Source organism: Streptomyces sp. NPDC002574, from assembly GCF_042889545.1.
Classification (GTDB): domain Bacteria; phylum Actinomycetota; class Actinomycetes; order Streptomycetales; family Streptomycetaceae; genus Actinacidiphila.
The window spans coordinates 245,146-264,065 of the sequence record NZ_JBIARB010000003.1; the positions used below are offsets into that span (position 1 = coordinate 245,146).

The following is an 18,920-nucleotide window of genomic DNA, read 5'->3' on the forward strand; positions in this document are numbered from 1 at the left end:
GTGGGGAAAACGCGGACGCATCCCATGTCGCGCGCCTAGGCTTCGCAGTGTGCCGGGCGCGTCCGGCCGGGTGCTTGTGGTCGACGACAACAAGGTCATCCGGCAGTTGATCAGGGTCAATCTCGAGCTGGAGGGCTTCGAGGTCGTGACCGCGGCCGATGGTGTCGAGTGCCTGGACGTCGTGCAGCGCGTGCGGCCGGATGTGGTCACCCTGGACGTGGTCATGCCGCGTCTGGACGGCATACGGACAGCGGCCCGTCTGCGTGCCGATCCCCGTACCCGCGACGTCCGCATCGTCGTGATCAGCGCCTGCACCCAGGCGGAGGTCGAGAGCGGTGTCGCCGCCGGCGTGGACGCCTTCCTGGGCAAGCCGTTCGAGCCCGGTGATCTCGTGCGCGTCGTCCGCGCGCTCGCCGACGTCCCGGGGAGACACGGGACGGGGACCGGAGAAGAGGAAGAGGCCCCCGCCGCCAGTCCCGGCAGCGCGTGACCGGCAGTGCGTGACCAGTCGTGCGTGACCGGCCGTGCCCGAGGGGTGAAACCGGTTCGCGTGGTCACCCCCCTCCTCGCCTAGGCTTGCCGACGTGACCCCCGCCGAGCTCTCCCGTACCGTGCTGAGCGCGGTGCGCCGTGCCGTCGAGGCCGGCGAGCTCCAGCTGTCGGGGCCCGTCCCGGACCGGGTCGTCGTACGCCGGCCGCCCCGCCCCGGATGCGGGGACTACGCCACCAACGTGGCCCTGCAACTGGCCCCCCTCACCGGCGCACCGCCCCCCGCCGTCGCCGACGTCATCCGGGGCCACCTCACCGCCCTTCCCGGCATCGCGCGGGTCGACGTCGCCCATCCCGGGTTCCTCAACATCACCCTTGAGGGGGAGTCGTACGGCGCCCTCGTCGACCTCGTCCGCGCGCAGGGCCCCCGCTACGGCATCGGCAGCCACCACGCGCCCGCCCCCGAGCAGGCCCCCGCCCCCACCGGCGAAGCCCCCACCGGCGAAGCCCGCGCCGACACCCTCGCCGCCGCCCTGGACCGGCTCCGGCGAGCCACCGGCATCACCCCGCCCGACCGCAGGCCGCACCCCGTCCGGCAGACGGCGGACGAACTGCTCCGCACCCTCGGCCCCGACGCCACCGCCTGGGCCCTGCTGCGCCCGCCCGCCGAGGACGCCCCTCGCACCGACCCCGCCGAGCACCTCGCGCAGCGCGAGAGCAACCCGCTGTTCCGGGTCCGGTACGCTCACGCCCGGGCCCGGGCCCTGCTGCGCAACGCCCATGATCTGGGCATCGCCCCCGGGGCGGCCGAGGACCTCCGCCACCCCGCGGAGGCCGAACTGCTCGGCCTGATCGCCGACTTCCCCCGCACCGTGGAGGCCGCGGCCCGGCACGGCGCGCCGGACCGGCTGGCCCGGCACCTGGAGCACACCGCGGACGCCTTCCTCCGTTTCCACGACACGTGCCCGGCGCTGCCCAAGGGCGACGAGAAACCCTCGGCCGTTCACGGGAACCGGCTGGCCCTCGCCGACGCCGCCGGGACCGTGCTCGCCAACGGCCTGACCCTGCTCGGCATCAGCGCCCCCCGACACCTGTGAGAGCGAAGAGCACCAGACGATGAGCCGATCCGCACACCCCGCCGGTCCCCGTTACGCCGACGTCCTCCCCGAGGGCCACTACGCCGCGCCGCCCGCCGACCTCAACGTCCTCGACCCCCGCGTGTGGGCCCGCACCGTCACCCGGGACGCCGACGGTGTCACCACCGTGGGCGGTCTGGACGTCCGGGAGCTCGCCGAGGAGTTCGGCACCCCCGCCTACATCCTGGACGAGTCCGACTTCCGGGCCCGCTGCCGCGCCTGGCGCGAGGCCTTCGGCGACGGTGCCGACGTCTTCTACGCCGGCAAGGCGTTCCTGTCCCGGGCCGTGGTGCGCTGGCTGCACGAGGAGGGCCTGAACCTCGACGTCTGCTCGGGCGGCGAACTGGCCGTCGCGTTGTCCGCCGGCATGCCCGCCGAGCGCATCGCGCTGCACGGCAACAACAAGAGCGGCGAGGAGATCCACCAGGCCGTCGGGGCCGGGGTGGGACGCATCGTGCTGGACTCGTTCCAGGAGATCGTCCGGGTCGCGGACGCCGCGCAGCGCCTGGGCCGGAGGCAGCCGGTGCAGATCCGGGTGACCGTGGGCGTGGAGGCGCACACCCACGAGTTCATCGCCACCGCCCACGAGGACCAGAAGTTCGGCTTCTCCCTCACCGGCGGCGACGCCGCCGAGGCGGTGCGCCGCGTGCTGCGCCTGGAGTCGCTGGAACTGGTCGGCATCCACTCGCACATCGGCTCGCAGATCTTCGACACCTCCGGCTTCGAGGTGGCCGCGCACCGGGTGATCGGCCTGCTGAAGCAGATCCGCGACAAGCACGGCGTGGAGCTGCCCGAGATCGACCTCGGCGGCGGCCTCGGCATCGCGTACACCGCGGACGACGACCCGCGCGAGCCGCACGAGATCGCCAAGTCGCTGGGCGAGATCGTGGCCCGCGAGTGCCGGGCGGCGGACCTGGCCGCGCCGCGGCTGTCGGTCGAGCCGGGGCGGGCGATCGTCGGTCCGACCGCGTTCACCCTCTACGAGGTGGGCACGATCAAGCCGCTGGAGGGGCTGCGGACCTACGTCAGCGTGGACGGCGGCATGTCGGACAACATCCGCACCGCGCTGTACGACGCGGAGTACAGCGTCGCGCTCGTGTCGCGCAGCAGCGACGCGGAACCGATGCTCGCGCGCGTGGTCGGCAAGCACTGCGAGTCGGGCGACATCGTCGTGCGCGACGCGTTCCTCCCCGCCGACCTGGCGCCCGGCGACCTGCTGGCCGTGCCCGCGACGGGGGCGTACTGCCGCTCGATGGCGAGCAACTACAACCACGCGCTGCGGCCGCCGGTCGTGGCGGTCGGGGACGGCGCGGCCCGGGTGATCGTCCGGCGCGAGACGGAGGAGGACCTCCTCCGTCTCGACGTCGGCTGACGCGGCGTCCCACTGGGAAGACGCGGCGTCCCACAGAGAAAGAGCCCGGTCTCGCGATCCGGACACGGCGTGGAATCTCCCGTCCGGTGCGTGAGACTGGGACCGTCCAAAGAGCTCGAAAGAGCCGAAAACGCGAAGCGAGGTCGGATGATGCGTACGCGTCCGCTGAAGGTGGCGCTGCTGGGCTGTGGTGTGGTCGGCTCAGAGGTGGCGCGCATCATGTCGACGCACGCGGACGACCTCGCCGCGCGCATCGGGGCGCCCGTGGAGCTCGCGGGCATCGCGGTGCGCCGCCCGAACCGGGTGCGCGCGGGGGTGGCGCCCGAACTGCTGACCACGGACGCGACCGCCCTGGTCAAACGCGGGGACATCGACGTCGTCATCGAGGTCATCGGCGGCATCGAGCCCGCCCGCTCGCTGATCACCACCGCCTTCGAGCACGGCGCGAGCGTGGTCTCCGCCAACAAGGCGCTGCTGGCCGCCGACGGCACCGCGCTGCACGCCGCGGCCGTCGAGGCGGGCGTCGACCTCTACTACGAGGCCGCGGTCGCCGGCGCGATCCCGCTGATCCGCCCGCTGCGCGAGTCGCTGGCCGGCGACCGGGTCGACCGGGTGCTCGGCATCGTCAACGGCACGACCAACTTCATCCTCGACAAGATGGACTCCACGGGCGCCGGCTACTCCGAGGCGCTGGACGAGGCCACCGCGCTCGGTTACGCCGAGGCCGATCCGACCGCCGACGTCGAGGGCTTCGACGCGGCCGCCAAGGCCGCGATCCTGGCCGGCATCGCCTTCCACACCCGGGTGACCATCGGCGACGTGCACCGCGAGGGCATCACCGAGGTCACCGCGGGCGACATCGCCTCGGCCAAGGAGATGGGCTGCACGGTCAAGCTGCTGGCGATCTGCGAGCGCAGCGCCGACGGCAGTTCGGTGACCGCTCGCGTGCACCCGGCGATGATCCCGCTGACGCACCCGCTGGCGAATGTGCGCGGGGCCTACAACGCGGTCTTCGTCGAGGCGGCGGCCGCCGGCCGGCTGATGTTCTACGGTCCGGGCGCGGGCGGTTCACCGACCGCCTCCGCGGTGCTGGGTGACCTGGTGGCCACCTGCCGCAACAAACTGGCGAACACCACGGGACCGGGGGAGTCGGCCTACGCGCGGCTCACCGTGCGCCCGATGGACGACGTGGTCACCCGGTACCACATCAGCCTGGACGTGGCCGACAAACCCGGTGTCCTCGCCCAGGTGGCCACGGTCTTCGCCGAGCATCAGGTGTCCATCGACACCGTGCGCCAGCAGGGCCGGGAGCAGAGCGGCGGCGCCGGCACCGGCGCCGACGAGGGACGCCTCGCCGTCGACGGCGGCGAGGCGTCCCTCGTCGTCGTCACCCATCGCGCACCGGACGCCGCACTCGCGGCCACTGTCGAGGCCCTGCGCAAACTCGACACCGTACGGGGCGTCGCCAGCATCATGCGCGTCGAAGGGGAGTGATCCAGCGATGAACGCAGTCTCCGCCGTCCGCGGCCCGGCCACCCACCAGTGGCGTGGCCTCATCGAGGAGTACCGGGAGCGGCTCCCGGTCTCCGCGCGGACCCCGGTGGTCACGTTGCTGGAGGGCGGCACACCGCTGGTCCCGGCCCAGGTGCTGTCCGAGCGCACGGGCTGCGACGTGTACTTGAAGGTCGAGGGCGCCAACCCCACCGGTTCCTTCAAGGACCGCGGCATGACGATGGCGATCTCCAAGGCCAAGGAGGAGGGCGCGCAGGCGGTCATCTGCGCCTCCACGGGCAACACCTCCGCCTCGGCGGCCGCCTACGCGGTGCGCGCCGGCATGGTGTGCGCGGTGCTGGTGCCGCAGGGCAAGATCGCGCTCGGCAAGATGGGCCAGGCGCTGGTGCACGGCGCGCGCATCCTGCAGGTGGACGGCAACTTCGACGACTGCCTGGACCTCGCGCGCGGACTGTCCGACAAGTACCCGGTGGCGCTGGTCAATTCGGTGAACCCGGTGCGCATCGAGGGCCAGAAGACCGCCGCGTTCGAGATCGTCGACGCGCTCGGCGACGCCCCCGACATCCATGTGCTGCCGGTCGGCAACGCGGGCAACATCACGGCCTATTGGAAGGGGTACCGCGAGTACGGCGCGGACGGCATCTCCACCCGCAACCCGCGGATGTGGGGCTTCCAGGCGCTGGGCGCGGCCCCGATCGTGCTCGGCCACCCGGTCCTCAAGCCGCAGACGATCGCCACCGCGATCCGGATCGGCAACCCGGCGTCGTGGCGGTACGCGGAGGAGGCGCGGGACGAATCCGGGGGCCTCATCGACTCGGTGACGGATCGTCAGATCCTGTCCGCCTACCGGCTGTTGGCCGCGCAGGAGGGCGTCTTCGTCGAGCCGGCCTCCGCCGCGAGCGTCGCGGGGCTGCTCAAGGCGGCCGAGGAGGGCAAGGTCGACCCGGGCCAGCGCATCGTCTGCACCGTCACGGGCAACGGACTGAAGGACCCGGGCTGGGCGGTGGAGGGAGCGCCGCAGCCCATCGTCGTCCCCGTCGACGCCGACGCGGCGGCGGACCGGCTCGGGTTGCACTGACACACGTCCGGCAGCAGGGGCGCACGGACCCGCTCGCGACACGCATCACGCGCTGTCCGTGCGCCCTATGTCGCAGCAGAACCTTCCTTCGATAGGCTGGCTCCACACCGGCGCCACTGCACGCCGTTCCGGCCCATGCCAATGGCATCGTCCCCCGCCGGGGACGGTCCTGGTACGGTCCCCCAAGTCCCCGCCCCCGTACGGCAACGATGCCCTCGTGCCGCGGGGCGGAACGCACTTGAAGCAAGGAGAGTCATCGAACGATGGCCGGACCCGCCTTCCGCGCCGCCGCCGTCCGAGTGCGCGTCCCCGCGACCAGCGCCAACCTCGGACCGGGCTTCGACGCCTTCGGCCTGGCCCTCGGGCTCTACGACGACGTCGTGGTCCGGGTGGCCGACTCCGGTCTGCACGTCGACATCGCCGGCGAGGGCGCGCAGACGCTCTCCCGCGACGAGAACCACCTGGTCGTACGGTCCCTGCGGACCGCCTTCGACCTGCTGGGCGGCCAGCCGCGCGGCCTCGAGGTCGTCTGCGCCAACCGCATCCCGCACGGCCGCGGCCTCGGCTCCTCCTCCGCCGCCATCTGCGCGGGCATCATGGCCGCCCGCGCGGTGACGATAGGCGGCCAGGACCGCCTCGACGAGGCCGCCGTGCTGGAGCTGGCCAACGAGATCGAGGGCCACCCCGACAACGTCGCCGCCTGTCTGCTCGGCGGCTTCACCCTCGCCTGGACCGAGGCCGGCTCCGCGCACGCCGTGCGGATGGACCCGGTCGAGTCGGTCGTCCCGGTGGTCTTCGTGCCGTCGAGGCCGCTGCTGACCGAGACCGCCAGGGGACTGCTGCCGCGTACCGTCCCGCACGTGGACGCCGCGGCCAACGCGGGACGTGCCGCACTGCTCGTCGAGGCCCTGACCAGGCGCCCCGAGCTGCTGCTCCCCGCCACCGAGGACCGGCTGCACCAGGAGTACCGGGCTCCGGCCATGCCCGAGAGCGTGGCCCTGGTGAACCTTCTGCGCGCCGAGAGCGTCCCTGCTGTCATCTCCGGTGCGGGACCGACGGTGCTGGCGCTGGCGGCGGAGGACACCGCCGACAAGGTCTCCCTGCTCGCGGGGGAGGGGTGGGCGGCCAATCGCCTGACCCTCGACGCGGCAGGGGCGAGTGTGCTGCCACTTGCCGTGGGGCAGTGACACGATTGCCGGTCGAAGAGAGGGGGAATGTTTGGTGGATCGGGTAGTGTTAATCTCATTGCTGCACTCGCGGACTCAGGTACTCAACCACTGTTCCTGTTGTCCGGGTGCTCTGTGTCCCGCATCGGGACCGCCATTCTTCCGGGAGCCTCCCACACCGCATAGGCAGCCTGCCTGAGCAGTGCCGAGCACGCTCCGGAGTCGGCGCGGGTGACATTTCACCCGAGAGTGAACTCTCACCTCGCCGGAACTGTGTATTGAACTCGTTCCATCTCATTTCTCCGCCATCAGGCGGACCACCGCCCCGAATCCGGACAGTCATATGGACCGGATCCGGACAGCACAACCGGTCGCCGAGCCAGACAGGCCGACGTCCGCTCCAGGGAAGGACCCTTCGTGAGCGACACCACCGATCTGATGGGCGTACGCGCAGACAGCCCTGTCGCCGCGTCCGATGCTGCCGCGCCTGCCACCGGTGCTGCCACTGCCCCCGCCGCGCGGCGTCGCCGCGCGGGTACCGGTCTGGAGGGCATGGTTCTCGCCGAGCTGCAGCAGCTCGCCTCCGGTCTGGGCATCAAGGGCACCGCGCGGATGCGCAAGAGCCAGCTCATCGAGACCATCAAGGCCGCGCAGTCCGGCGGCGCCAAGGCCACTGCCGGCGAGAGCGCCGAGCCCGCCGCCGACAAGCCGAAGCGCCGCGCCACCTCGCGCACCCGTACGGGTGAATCCGGCGAGGCCCCGGCCGCCACGGGCACCGAGCAGCAGCCGAAGCAGATCGAGATCCCCGGCCAGCCGGCCGGTGAGAAGGCCGCTCCGGCGGCCAAGGCGGAGCAGTCCGCCGACGGCCGTGGCGACGGCCGGGGCGAGGGCCGTTCCGACGCCCGCGCCGAGGCCGCGGCCGACACGGCCGAGGGCCGTTCCGGCGGCGACGCCAAGGGCGGCGAGGACCGCCGCGAGAGCCGTCGCGACCGTCAGCGCGACCGTCAGCGCGACCGCCGCAAGGGCGGCGAGGACGGCGGCCCGCAGCGTCAGCAGCAGGGCGGCGGCGGCCAGCAGGGCCAGCAGCAGCACCAGCAGCAGGGCGGCGGCGGCCCGCAGGGCGGTCCGCAGGACGACGACGAGTTCGACGGCAGCGGCCGTCGGCGCCGGGGCCGTTACCGCGACCGCCGCGGGCGGGGCAGCAACCGCCGCGAGGACTTCGCGAGCGAGCCGCAGGTCGCCGACGACGACGTGCTGATCCCCGTCGCGGGCATCCTGGACATCCTCGACAACTACGCGTTCATCCGGACCTCCGGCTACCTGCCCGGCCCGAACGACGTGTACGTCTCGCTCGCCCAGGTCCGCAAGAACGGCCTGCGCAAGGGCGACCACGTCACCGGCGCCGTCCGGCAGCCGAAGGACGGCGAGCGCCGCGAGAAGTTCAACGCGCTGGTCCGCCTGGACTCGACGAACGGCATGGCCCCCGACTCGGGCCGCGGGCGACCGGAGTTCAACAAGCTGACGCCGCTCTACCCGCAGGACCGGCTCCGCCTGGAGACCGACCCGGGCGTGCTCACGACCCGGATCATCGACCTGGTCGCGCCGATCGGCAAGGGCCAGCGCGGTCTGATCGTGGCCCCGCCGAAGACCGGCAAGACCATGATCATGCAGGCGATCGCCAACGCGATCACCCGCAACAACCCCGAGTGCCACCTGATGGTCGTCCTCGTCGACGAGCGTCCGGAAGAGGTCACCGACATGCAGCGGTCGGTGAAGGGCGAGGTCATCTCCTCGACCTTCGACCGCCCGGCCGAGGACCACACCACGGTCGCCGAGCTCGCGATCGAGCGCGCCAAGCGGCTGGTGGAGCTCGGTCACGACGTCGTGGTCCTGCTGGACTCCATCACCCGCCTGGGCCGCGCGTACAACCTCGCGGCGCCCGCCTCCGGCCGCATCCTGTCCGGTGGTGTCGACTCGACCGCGCTGTACCCGCCGAAGCGCTTCTTCGGTGCCGCGCGCAACATCGAGGACGGCGGCTCGCTGACCATCCTGGCCACCGCGCTGGTCGAGACCGGCTCGCGCATGGACGAGGTGATCTTCGAGGAGTTCAAGGGCACCGGCAACATGGAGCTCAAGCTCGACCGGAAGCTCGCCGACAAGCGGATCTTCCCGGCGGTCGACGTCGACCCGTCCGGTACCCGCAAGGAGGAGATCCTGCTCGCTCCCGACGAACTGAGCATCGTCTGGAAGCTGCGCCGGGTGCTGCACGCGCTCGACTCGCAGCAGGCGATCGAGCTGCTGCTGGACAAGATGAAGCAGACCAAGTCCAACGCCGAGTTCCTGATGCAGATCGCGAAGACGACGCCGGGCACGAACAACGACTGACGCCCGGACGCAACGAAGGGGCGGGTCCCGGCACTTGGGTGCCGGGACCCGCCCCTTTTGCGGGGGGCGCCGGCGAGGCCGCGTCCGGCGTCCCCGGGGCCCCGGTGGGGCCGGCCCTGCCGCCGGGTGAGGGCCGACCGTGTGGCTCTTGGACGGCAGGTCCCGGCGCGTCCTGGGACAGGGCGCACCGGACCCGCTGTCATGGCTGGTGTGCACGATCGCGAGGAACCCAGAGCCGTCCCCGGACGTCTCCCAAGAGGGGACATTTCGTCCCATGCCCGATGACCACGACCACGGGGGGTACCCGAAGCCACGACGAGCCGACGAGAACTGAGGACCTCATGGCCCACGAGGCGGACCACGGACGCCGGACGTCATCGCGGCGGCGCAGGAGCGCCCGCAGCCGCGCCCTGCACATCACGGCCTGGGGCGTGGCGACCGTCCTGCTGCTCGCCACCGCGGCGGTGGGCTGCCTGTACCTCAAGCTCAACGGGAACATCCGCGGCATCGACATCAACGCCCTGCTGGGCCGCGACCGGCCCCGCGACGTCGACAACGGCTCGATGGACATCCTCGTCCTCGGCTCGGACTCGCGGTCCGGCGCGAACGCCGAGGCCGGCGGCGGCCAGGACGACGGCACGGCCCGTTCCGACACCGCGATGATCGTCCACGTCTACCCGGGGCACCGCAGGGCCGGGGTGGTCAGCATCCCCCGCGACACCCTCGTGGACCGGCCGTCCTGCGCCAAGCCCGGCGGCGGCACCGCGCCCGCGGCGTCGAACGAGATGTTCAACGAGGCCTACGCGGTCGGCGGCCCGGCGTGCACGGTCAAGACCGTCGAGACGATGACCGGCATCCGCATGGACCACTACATGGAGATCGACTTCACCGGCTTCCAGCGGCTCATCGACGCCCTCGGCGGGGTCAGTGTCACCACCAGCCGCGCGATCAGCGACAACGAGAGCCATCTGCACCTGCCGGCCGGCACCCACCACCTGAACGGCAAGCAGGCCCTCGGCCTGGTCAGGACCCGGCACGGGGTCGGCGACGGCAGCGACCTGGGCCGGATAAGGCTGCAGCAGGCCTTCCTGAAGGCCCTGGTCGACCGGGTCGACAGCATCGGGGTGCTGGGCTCCCCGGCCCGGCTGTACAAGATCGCCAGCACGGCCACCGGGGCCATCACCACCGACTCCGAGCTGGCCTCGGTCAAAAAGTTGGTCAACCTGGGGGAGAGCCTGAAAAACCTGGGCTCGAAGCACATCTCCATGGTCACCATGCCCGTGCGCTACGACCCGGCCGACCCCAACCGGGTCGTGCCGCTGACCGCCCAGACCGAGAAGGTGTGGGCCGCGCTGCGGGCCGACCGCCCGATCCCGCGCTCGGCGACCAAGGGATCGGCCGGTGACGAGGTGGACACCGGCGGTGTCGTCCGCAGCACTCCGCAGGCCCGGGACGGCGGCCCGGAATAGTTCCGGGCCGTCCCCGGTTTGGGGAGATGCGGCCAGTCCTGGCAGACTGGTACGTCGGCCCCGGTTCACGTGACGCAAGCCCGTGCCACGACCCGGGACCCTCCCGATCACTAGGAGTTTCCCTTGAAGCGCGACATCCACCCGGAGTACGTCGAGACCCAGGTCAGCTGCACCTGTGGCAACTCGTTCACCACTCGTAGCACCGTGGGCGGCGGCGTCATCCGTGCCGACGTCTGCTCTGCGTGCCACCCGTTCTACACGGGCAAGCAGAAGATCCTCGACACCGGTGGCCGCGTGGCCCGCTTCGAGGCCCGCTTCGGCAAGGCGGCCGGGTCCGCCAAGAAGTAGCGACCCGAAAGCGCCGGTCCACGGCCGTCCGGATATCCTCCGGCGGCCGGACCGGCGCTTTGTCGTCCCAGGCTGGTTCACCGGCGTTCACCCATTCGCAGAGCAGGGATCCTGATGTTCGAGGCGGTCGAGGAACTGATCGGCGAGTACGCCGACCTCGAGAAGAAGCTTGCCGACCCCGGGGTCTTCTCGGACCAGGCCAACGCGCGCAGGCTCAACAAGCGCTACGCCGAGCTGACCCCCATCATCGGCACGTACCGGGGCTGGAAGCAGACCGGCGAGGACATCGACACGGCCCGCGAACTCAGCGCCGACGACCCGGACTTCATCGCCGAGGTCAAGGAGCTGGAGAAGCAGCGCGAGGCACAGACCGACCGGCTGCGCCTGCTGCTCGTGCCGCGCGACCCCAGTGACGACAAGGACGTGATCCTGGAGGTCAAGGCGGGCGAGGGCGGCGAGGAGTCCGCGCTGTTCGCCGGCGACCTGCTGCGCATGTACCTGCGCTACGCCGAGCGCGTCGGGTGGAAGACCGAGCTCATCGACGCCAACGAGTCCGACCTCGGCGGCTACAAGGACGTCCAGGTCGCGGTGAAGACCAAGGGCGGCAACGGCGCCACCGAGCCCGGCCAGGGCGTCTGGGCGCGGCTGAAGTACGAGGGCGGTGTGCACCGCGTGCAGCGGGTGCCCGCGACCGAGTCGCAGGGCCGCATCCACACCTCCGCCGCCGGCGTGCTGGTCACCCCGGAGGCCGAGGAGGTCGAGGTCGAGGTCAATGCCAACGACCTGCGGATCGACGTCTACCGCTCCTCGGGACCCGGCGGCCAGTCGGTCAACACCACCGACTCCGCGGTGCGCATCACGCACCTGCCGACCGGCATCGTCGTCTCCTGCCAGAACGAGAAGAGCCAGCTCCAGAACAAGGAGCAGGCGATGCGCATCCTGCGCTCCCGGCTGCTGGCCGCCGCCCAGGAGGAGGCCGAGCGCGAGGCGTCCGACGCCCGCCGCAGCCAGGTGCGCACGGTCGACCGCAGCGAGCGCATCCGCACCTACAACTTCCCGGAGAACCGCATCTCCGACCACCGCGTCGGGTTCAAGGCGTACAACTTGGACCAGGTCCTCGACGGTGACCTCGACGCGGTCATCCAGGCGTGCGTCGACGCGGACTCGGCTGCCAAGCTGGCCGCCGCGGGCGACGGAAGCTGAACCGGAGGCGACAAGTGAACCTGCTGCTCGCCGAGGTCGCGCAGGCGACCCAGCGGCTGGCCGACGCCGGCGTGCCCTCGCCGCGCTTCGACGCCGAGGAACTGGCGTCGTACGTGCACGGCGTCAAGCGCGGCGCCCTGCACACGGTCGCCGACGGGGACTTCGACGCCCGCTACTGGGAGGCCGTCGCCCGCCGCGAGGCCCGCGAGCCGCTGCAGCACATCACCGGCCGGGCGTTCTTCCGCTACCTGGAACTCCAGGTGGGGCCGGGCGTCTTCGTCCCGCGCCCGGAGACCGAGTCCGTGGTGGGGTGGGCCATAGACGCCGTGCGCGCCATGGACGTCGCCGAGCCGCTCATCGTGGACCTGTGCACCGGCTCGGGCGCCATCGCGCTCGCCCTGGCGCAGGAGGTGCCGCGCAGCCGGGTGCACGCCGTGGAGCTGTCCGACGAGGCCCTGGTGTGGGCCCGCAAGAACGTCCAGGGCAGCAAGGTCGACCTGCGCCAGGGGGACGCGCTCGCGGCCTTCCCCGACCTCAACGGCCAGGTGGACCTGGTGATCTCCAACCCGCCCTACATCCCGCTCACCGAGTGGGAGCACGTGGCGCCCGAGGCCCGTGACCACGATCCGGAGATGGCGTTGTTCTCCGGCGAGGACGGCCTCGACACCATCCGCGGCATCGAGCGGACCGCGCACCGGCTGCTGCGGCCCGGTGGCGTCGTCGTCATCGAGCACGCGGACACCCAGGGCGGCCAGGTGCCCTGGATCTTCACGGAGGAGGCCGGCTGGGCGGATGCCGCCGACCACCCCGACCTGAACAACCGCCCCAGGTTCACCACTGCCCGCAAGGCGACGCCGTGAGCACGGCGCCGCACGTCATGGAGGTCTGCTGATGGCACGGCGTTACGACTGCTCGGACGCGACGGACCGGGTGGCCGGACTGCGCGAGGCCGCGTCCGCCGTCCGCCGCGGCGAGCTCGTGGTGCTGCCCACGGACACCGTCTACGGCATCGGCGCGGACGCCTTCAACGCCGAGGCCGTCGGCGACCTGCTGGAGGCCAAGGGCCGGGGCCGCAACATGCCCTCACCCGTCCTCGTCGGCTCCCCGAACACCCTGCACGGCCTGGTCACGGACTTCTCCGAGCAGGCCTGGGACCTCGTCGACGCGTTCTGGCCCGGCGCGCTGACCCTGGTCACCCGCCACCAGCCGTCCCTGCAGTGGGACCTGGGGGACACCCGTGGCACCGTGGCCGTGCGCATGCCGCTGCACCCCGTCGCCATCGAGCTGCTGAACGTGACCGGCCCGATGGCCGTCTCCAGCGCCAACCTGACCGGGCACCCGTCGCCGCAGGACTGCGACGCCGCCCAGGAGATGCTCGGCGACTCCGTGGCCATCTACCTCGACGGCGGGCCCACGCCGGCCGCCGTCCCGTCCTCCATCGTCGACGTCACCGGCAAGGTGCCGGTACTGCTGAGGGCCGGGGCCCTCAGCGCCGAGCAGCTGCGCGAGGTCGTACCCGACCTGGAGGTAGGCAATTGACGCCGCCCATACCCGGGCAGCGCGATGACTACTTCCGCATCCTTCACGTCTGCACCGGCAATGTCTGCCGCTCGCCGATGGCCGAGCGGCTGACCCGCCACGAGCTGACCGTGCGGCTCGGTGACGGGGCCTCCGGGATCATCGTGGAGAGCGCGGGCACCTGGGGCCACGAGGGGGCGCCGATGGAGGCGCACGCGGCCACGGTGCTGGCCGAGTACGCCGCCGACCCGAGCGGTTTCCTCGGCCGGGAACTCCTCGACGACCACGTCATCGACGCGGACCTGGTGCTCACCGCCACCCGCGACCACCGCGCCCAGGTCATCTCGATGGGGCACGCGGCGGGCCTGCGGACGTTCACGCTCAAGGAGTTCACCCGGCTCGTGAAGGCGATAGACCCCACGACGCTCCCGGAGGGCAGCGTGACCGAGCGCGCCCGCTCGCTGGTCCGTGCCGCGGCCGCGCTGCGCGGCTGGCTCCTGGCGCCGACACCGGACGCGGACGAGGTGTACGACCCGTACGGGGCGCCGCTGACCTTCTTCCGGTCCATCGGCGAGGAGATCCACGGGGCGCTGGACCCGGTGCTGACCGCGCTGACGGGGGTGGCGGCCCCCACCCGGTGAGGGTCTGCCGGAAGGTTTCCGCACTTCTCCGCACCCGGCGTCCCCCGGCGGAGCACAAGACGGCGCGAAACGGCCGGAACGGTGCAAGAGTGGCAGGTGAGTCCCTTCCAGCCGCCCGGAGCGCCCCATGCCTACCGCGGAAGCGTCGTCAGCCCACATAGCCGCCACCAGCGCGCTCCCGGCCCGGGACACCGGCTTCGGCCGGCTGCGCGACCAGGACCCCGAACTCGCGGACATCCTGCTCGGGGAGACCCAGCGGCAGGCCTCCTGCCTCCAGCTGATCGCGGGGGAGAACTTCACCTCGCCGGCGGTGCTGGCCGCGCTCGGCTCCCCGCTGGCCAACAAGTACGCCGAGGGCTACCCCGGGCACCGCCACCACGCGGGCTGCGAGCTGGTCGACCTCGCCGAGCGGCTGGCCGTGGAAAGGGCCACACGGCTCTTCGGAGCCGCGCACGCGAACGTGCAGCCCTACTCCGGCTCCTCGGCCGTCCTGGCCGCCTACGCGGCCCTCCTGGTCCCCGGAGACACCATTCTGGCGATGTCCCTGGCGCACGGCGGGCACCTCACGCACGGATCGGAGTCCAACTTCTCCGGCCGCTGGTTCCGCATCGCCGGCTACGGCGTGACCGAGGGCGCCTCGTTCGAGGAGGGCGGCCGGATCGACTACGACCGGCTGCGCATCCTCGCCCACCAGCACCGCCCCAAGGCGATCGTGTGCGGCGGCATCGCCTACCCCCGCACCATCGACTACGCCGCGTTCCGCGAGATCGCCGACGACGTCGGCGCGTACCTGATCGTCGACGCCGCGCACACGCTCGGCCTGGTGGCCGGCGGCGCCTCGCCCAACCCGGTGCCGTACGCGGACGTGGTGTGCGCCACCACGCACAAGACGCTGCGCGGCCCGCGCGGCGGAATGATCCTGTGCGGGGCCGACCTCGCCCAGCGGATCGACCGGGCGGTCTTCCCGTTCTCGCAGGGCGGCCCGCACATGCACGCGATCGCGGCGAAGGCGGCCGCCTTCGCGGAGGCGGCCCGGCCGGAGTTCGCGCTCTACGCGCACCAGGTGATCGCCAACGCCCGCGCGCTCGCCGACGCCATGGCCGGCCAGGGCATGCGGATCGCCACCGGCGGCACCGACACCCATCTGATCGCCGCCGACGTCTCGGCCTTCGGCGTCACGGGGATGCGGGCCCGCGGGCTGTGCGCGGGTGCCGGGATCGTGCTGGACAAGTACACGCTGCCCTACGACAAGGAGCCCTGCGCGGCCGGTTCCGGCATCCGGCTCGGCACCGCGGCGGTGACCACGCAGGGCATGGGCGAGCAGCAGATGCCGCAGGTCGCGGACTTGATCGCGCGGGCGCTGCGGGAGGAGCGCGGGCTGGCGAACCGGGTCGCGGAACTGGTGGGCGACTTCCCCCCGTACCCGGTCTGATCGGGGCACGCACGGGCCCCCGCCCGTACCCCGGGAGTGACATGTGCAACCCTGGGTACCCGCTGTGAGTCTCTGTCTGTGTTTACAGTCGCCACCCGGACGCGAATAGGGTGTGCCCGTGCGCGAGTACCTGTTGACCCTGTGCGTGGCCGCTGCCGTCACCTACCTCCTGACGGGGCCGGTGCGGAAGTTCGCCATCGCGGCAGGTGCCATGCCCGAGATCCGTGATCGTGACGTCCACCGAGAACCGACGCCGCGGCTCGGCGGCATCGCCATGTTCGGCGGTCTGTGCGCCGGTCTGCTGGTGGCCGCGCATCTGTCCAACCTCAAGAGCGTCTTCGAGCTCTCCAACGAGCCACGCGCGCTGCTGTCCGGCGCGGGCCTGATCTGGCTGCTGGGCGTGCTCGACGACAAGTGGGGCGTGGACGCGCTGATCAAGCTGGGCGCGCAGATGATCGCGGCCGGCGTCATGGTCCTGCAGGGCCTGACCGTGCTGTGGCTGCCCATCCCGGGCAAGGGCATCGTCGCGCTCAGCCCCGTGCAGTCGACGCTGCTGACCGTGGCCCTGGTGGTGATCACCATCAACGCGGTGAACTTCGTCGACGGCCTGGACGGGCTCGCGTCCGGCATGGTGTGCATCGCCGCCGTCGCGTTCTTCATGTACGCCTACCGGATCTGGTACGGCTACGGCATCGAGGCCGCGGCGCCCGCGACGCTGTTCAGCGCGATCCTGATCGGTATGTGCCTGGGTTTCCTGCCGCACAACCTGCACCCCGCGCGGATCTTCATGGGCGACTCCGGCTCGATGCTGATCGGCCTCGTGCTGGCCTCGGGTGCGATCTCCATCACGGGCCAGACCGACCCCGACGCGATCACCAACCTCACCGGCTCCACCCGGGACACCACGCACTTCATGGTGCCGATCTACATGCCGCTGCTGCTGCCGCTGACGTTGATCGCGATCCCCGCCGCGGACCTGGTGCTGGCCATCGTGCGCCGTACGTGGAACGGGCAGTCGCCGTTCGCCGCCGACCGCGGGCATCTGCACCACCGGCTGCTGGACATCGGGCACTCGCACAGCCGGGCCGTGCTGATCATGTACTTCTGGTCGGCGTTGATCGCCTTCGGCGCGGTGGCGTTCTCGGTGAACTCCTCCAGCCTGTGGATCGTGCTGGGCATCGTCATGCTGAGCGCGATCGGCCTGATCGCGCTGCTCCTGCCGCGCTTCAACCCCAAGGCCCCGCGCTGGGCCGAGTCGTTCGTGCCGCCCCGCTACCGCCGTACCCGCATCGAGGCGCACGCCGCCGCGAGTGCCGCCATCGCGGCGGGCGAGGCACCGGGCGTCAACGGGGCCACCGCACTGAGCGAGATCGACCGGCAGCTGGTGGAGGCGGGCCGTACGGCCGGCAGCAGCCGGTGAGGCGCTGAGCCGATGGCTCGATAGCACACGGGCGTCCGGTCGTCAGCCGGACGCCACGGGTTGTACTCCGGCCGTGTGACAGGTCACACACGAACCGGGTAAAGACCTCATCAAATAGTTTGTGATACCGTTCACGAAAGCCCGGAAGCAAGCCGAAAGACCGTAGTGCGATGGTCTTCCGGCGTGAGGCATGTCCCCGCCGCCGGGCTACGCTCGTCCTCGACGACCCCTGTACTCCCAACCTCGCCGGAGGAGCTGCCGCCATGCAGTCCAACGACGCCCGAACGCTCCTGAATTGCGCCGTACCCGCCGTAGCCGCGGGAGTGATCGCGGTCGCTGTCGCCGCCGTGCTCGCCGGCGGCAAAGGTGCGATCGGTGCCGGATTCGGCGCGGTGGTGGTGATCACTTTCATGGGAATCGGTCTGACGGTGCTTCAGCGCACCGCCCGTTCCTACCCCACGCTGTTCCAGGCGATGGGACTGATGCTGTACACGGTGCAGCTGCTGCTCCTGGCCATCGTGCTGGCGGTGTTCAAGCACACATCGCTGTTCGACACCCAGGTGTTCGCGTTCACCCTGCTCGGCACGACCCTGGTGTGGATCGCCGCCCAGGCCCGTGCGCATATGAAGACCAAGATGCTGTACGTCGAGCCCGGATCCGCCGGAACGTCGTGATGAACCACAGGGCCGGTGCAAGAGGGCTGCCGCTCGTTTGCTATCGTCCGGTCTCAACTGCGGCAGAGCTGGCGCGGGCGGCAGTCATGCCTTCGCAACAGTCGTCCGGCTCAGTGCCCGACCGCCGCCCCCACATCTGCAAGACCAGTCCAGTGCCGTTCCGCGGGCTTACGCCGCGCCGACACAACGAGGTTGCCGTACCCATGCGCCACGCTGAAGGAGCTCGCGGTGAGTGATGTAAAGACGCTCGCCTTCGAGACGAACTGCCACATCTTCGACGGGTGCGGCTTCCCGGCCCCCGGCCTGCACTCCTTCCTCTTCAAGCCGTTGATCGGCGACGGGGACAGCAGCGTCTACTTCAACAAGACGATGCTTCTCGCGCTGCTCGGCAGCATCGTCATCGTCGGCTTCTTCTGGGCCGCCTTCGCCAAGCCGAAGGTCGTCCCCGGCAAGCTGCAGATGGTGGCCGAGGCCGGCTACGACTTCGTGCGCCGCGGCATCGTCTACGAGACGATCGGCAAGCGGGACGGCGAGAAGTACGTGCCGTTCATGGTCTCGCTGTTCTTCTTCGTGTGGATCCTGAACCTGTGGTCGATCATCCCGATCGCGCAGTTCCCGGTCACGGCGATCATCAGCTACCCGGCCGCGCTCGCCGCGGTCGTGTACATCACCTGGATGTCGCTGACGTTCAAGAAGCACGGCTTCGTGGGCGGCTGGAAGAACATCACCGGCTACGACAAGAACCTCGGCCCGGTCCTGCCGATGGTCGTCGGCCTGGAGTTCCTCTCCAATGTGATCGTCCGCCCGTTCACGCACGCGGTGCGACTGTTCGCCAACATGTTCGCCGGGCACGTCCTGCTGCTGCTGTTCACCATCGCCAGCTGGTACCTGCTCAACGGCATCGGCATCGCCTACGCGAGCGTCTCGTTCGTGATGGTCATCGTGATGACGGCCTTCGAGCTGTTCATCCAGGCCGTCCAGGCCTACGTCTTCGTCCTCCTGGCCTGCTCCTACATCCAGGGCGCGCTGGCCGAGCACCACTGAGCACCCGCCTACCGCTCAGTACTCCCCCCGATT

General features: G+C 71.2%; 17 protein-coding genes. All 17 read left to right on the top strand.

Annotated features, from left to right (window positions below):
• Nucleotides 1-49: 49 nt before the first annotated feature.
• Nucleotides 50-490, top strand: a complete 441-nt coding sequence (locus ACFYXS_RS08095) for a response regulator (protein WP_389245147.1) — start codon at nt 50-52, stop codon at nt 488-490.
• Between the two features lie 94 nt (nt 491-584).
• Nucleotides 585-1,586, top strand: a complete 1,002-nt coding sequence (gene nrtL, locus ACFYXS_RS08100) for an ArgS-related anticodon-binding protein NrtL (RefSeq protein ID WP_389245150.1) — start codon at nt 585-587, stop codon at nt 1,584-1,586.
• Nucleotides 1,587-1,605: 19 nt separating this feature from the next.
• Complete coding sequence (gene lysA / locus ACFYXS_RS08105; RefSeq protein ID WP_389245152.1) at nt 1,606-2,997, top strand: diaminopimelate decarboxylase; 1,392 nt, start codon at nt 1,606-1,608, stop codon at nt 2,995-2,997.
• Between the two features lie 147 nt (nt 2,998-3,144).
• Complete coding sequence (locus ACFYXS_RS08110; protein ID WP_389245154.1) at nt 3,145-4,491, top strand: homoserine dehydrogenase; 1,347 nt, start codon at nt 3,145-3,147, stop codon at nt 4,489-4,491.
• 7 nt (nt 4,492-4,498) lie between these two features.
• A complete protein-coding gene (gene thrC, locus ACFYXS_RS08115; RefSeq protein ID WP_389245156.1) occupies nt 4,499-5,587 on the top strand; it encodes a threonine synthase in 1,089 nt (362 codons plus the stop codon).
• Between the two features lie 263 nt (nt 5,588-5,850).
• Nucleotides 5,851-6,774, top strand: a complete 924-nt coding sequence (gene thrB / locus ACFYXS_RS08120) for a homoserine kinase (protein WP_389245158.1) — start codon at nt 5,851-5,853, stop codon at nt 6,772-6,774.
• Nucleotides 6,775-7,170: 396 nt separating this feature from the next.
• Nucleotides 7,171-9,138: a transcription termination factor Rho gene (rho, locus tag ACFYXS_RS08125; RefSeq protein ID WP_389245160.1), complete on the top strand. Its 1,968-nt coding sequence runs from the start codon at nt 7,171-7,173 to the stop codon at nt 9,136-9,138.
• A 341-nt stretch (nt 9,139-9,479) separates the two neighbouring features.
• Nucleotides 9,480-10,607, top strand: a complete 1,128-nt coding sequence (locus ACFYXS_RS08130) for an LCP family protein (RefSeq protein ID WP_389245162.1) — start codon at nt 9,480-9,482, stop codon at nt 10,605-10,607.
• 123 nt (nt 10,608-10,730) lie between these two features.
• The gene (gene rpmE / locus ACFYXS_RS08135) at nt 10,731-10,955 is read left to right on the top strand and encodes a 50S ribosomal protein L31 (protein WP_319659968.1); all 225 of its coding nucleotides are present in this window, start codon (nt 10,731-10,733) and stop codon (nt 10,953-10,955) included.
• A 114-nt stretch (nt 10,956-11,069) separates the two neighbouring features.
• Nucleotides 11,070-12,158, top strand: a complete 1,089-nt coding sequence (prfA, locus tag ACFYXS_RS08140; RefSeq protein WP_389245165.1) for a peptide chain release factor 1 — start codon at nt 11,070-11,072, stop codon at nt 12,156-12,158.
• A gap of 14 nt (nt 12,159-12,172) precedes the next feature.
• Nucleotides 12,173-13,018, top strand: coding sequence for a peptide chain release factor N(5)-glutamine methyltransferase (prmC, locus tag ACFYXS_RS08145; RefSeq protein ID WP_389245167.1), 846 nt, complete (start codon nt 12,173-12,175; stop codon nt 13,016-13,018).
• A gap of 31 nt (nt 13,019-13,049) precedes the next feature.
• Nucleotides 13,050-13,697: an L-threonylcarbamoyladenylate synthase gene (locus tag ACFYXS_RS08150; RefSeq protein WP_319659965.1), complete on the top strand. Its 648-nt coding sequence runs from the start codon at nt 13,050-13,052 to the stop codon at nt 13,695-13,697.
• Nucleotides 13,694-14,317, top strand: coding sequence for a protein-tyrosine-phosphatase (locus ACFYXS_RS08155; protein ID WP_389245169.1), 624 nt, complete (start codon nt 13,694-13,696; stop codon nt 14,315-14,317). Before ACFYXS_RS08150 ends, ACFYXS_RS08155 begins: the two co-directional genes overlap by 4 nt.
• A gap of 127 nt (nt 14,318-14,444) precedes the next feature.
• Nucleotides 14,445-15,749 carry a serine hydroxymethyltransferase gene (glyA, locus tag ACFYXS_RS08160; RefSeq protein ID WP_389245171.1) on the top strand — a complete coding sequence of 435 codons (1,305 nt, stop codon included), beginning with the start codon at nt 14,445-14,447 and terminating at the stop codon, nt 15,747-15,749.
• 118 nt (nt 15,750-15,867) lie between these two features.
• On the top strand, nt 15,868-17,169 hold the full coding sequence (locus tag ACFYXS_RS08165; RefSeq protein ID WP_389245173.1) for an MraY family glycosyltransferase: 1,302 nt from the start codon (nt 15,868-15,870) through the stop codon (nt 17,167-17,169).
• Nucleotides 17,170-17,432: 263 nt separating this feature from the next.
• On the top strand, nt 17,433-17,843 hold the full coding sequence (locus ACFYXS_RS08170; RefSeq protein ID WP_319659961.1) for a hypothetical protein: 411 nt from the start codon (nt 17,433-17,435) through the stop codon (nt 17,841-17,843).
• A gap of 213 nt (nt 17,844-18,056) precedes the next feature.
• Nucleotides 18,057-18,887 (top strand): F0F1 ATP synthase subunit A, encoded by an 831-nt coding sequence (gene atpB, locus ACFYXS_RS08175; protein WP_319660056.1) that lies wholly within the window; start codon nt 18,057-18,059, stop codon nt 18,885-18,887.
• Nucleotides 18,888-18,920: the final 33 nt, after the last annotated feature.

Excerpts from the sequence above, each read along its gene's own strand:
- ACFYXS_RS08110 (WP_389245154.1), top strand. The coding sequence starts at position 3,145 with ATGATGCGTACGCGTCCGCTGAAGGTGGCGCTGCTGGGCTGTGGTGTG.
- glyA (WP_389245171.1), top strand. The coding sequence starts at position 14,445 with ATGCCTACCGCGGAAGCGTCGTCAGCCCACATAGCCGCCACCAGCGCG.
- ACFYXS_RS08130 (WP_389245162.1), top strand. The coding sequence starts at position 9,480 with ATGGCCCACGAGGCGGACCACGGACGCCGGACGTCATCGCGGCGGCGC.
- thrB (WP_389245158.1), top strand. The coding sequence starts at position 5,851 with ATGGCCGGACCCGCCTTCCGCGCCGCCGCCGTCCGAGTGCGCGTCCCC.
- prfA (WP_389245165.1), top strand. The coding sequence starts at position 11,070 with ATGTTCGAGGCGGTCGAGGAACTGATCGGCGAGTACGCCGACCTCGAG.
- ACFYXS_RS08150 (WP_319659965.1), top strand. The coding sequence starts at position 13,050 with ATGGCACGGCGTTACGACTGCTCGGACGCGACGGACCGGGTGGCCGGA.
- thrC (WP_389245156.1), top strand. The coding sequence starts at position 4,499 with ATGAACGCAGTCTCCGCCGTCCGCGGCCCGGCCACCCACCAGTGGCGT.
- ACFYXS_RS08170 (WP_319659961.1), top strand. The coding sequence starts at position 17,433 with ATGCAGTCCAACGACGCCCGAACGCTCCTGAATTGCGCCGTACCCGCC.
- lysA (WP_389245152.1), top strand. The coding sequence starts at position 1,606 with ATGAGCCGATCCGCACACCCCGCCGGTCCCCGTTACGCCGACGTCCTC.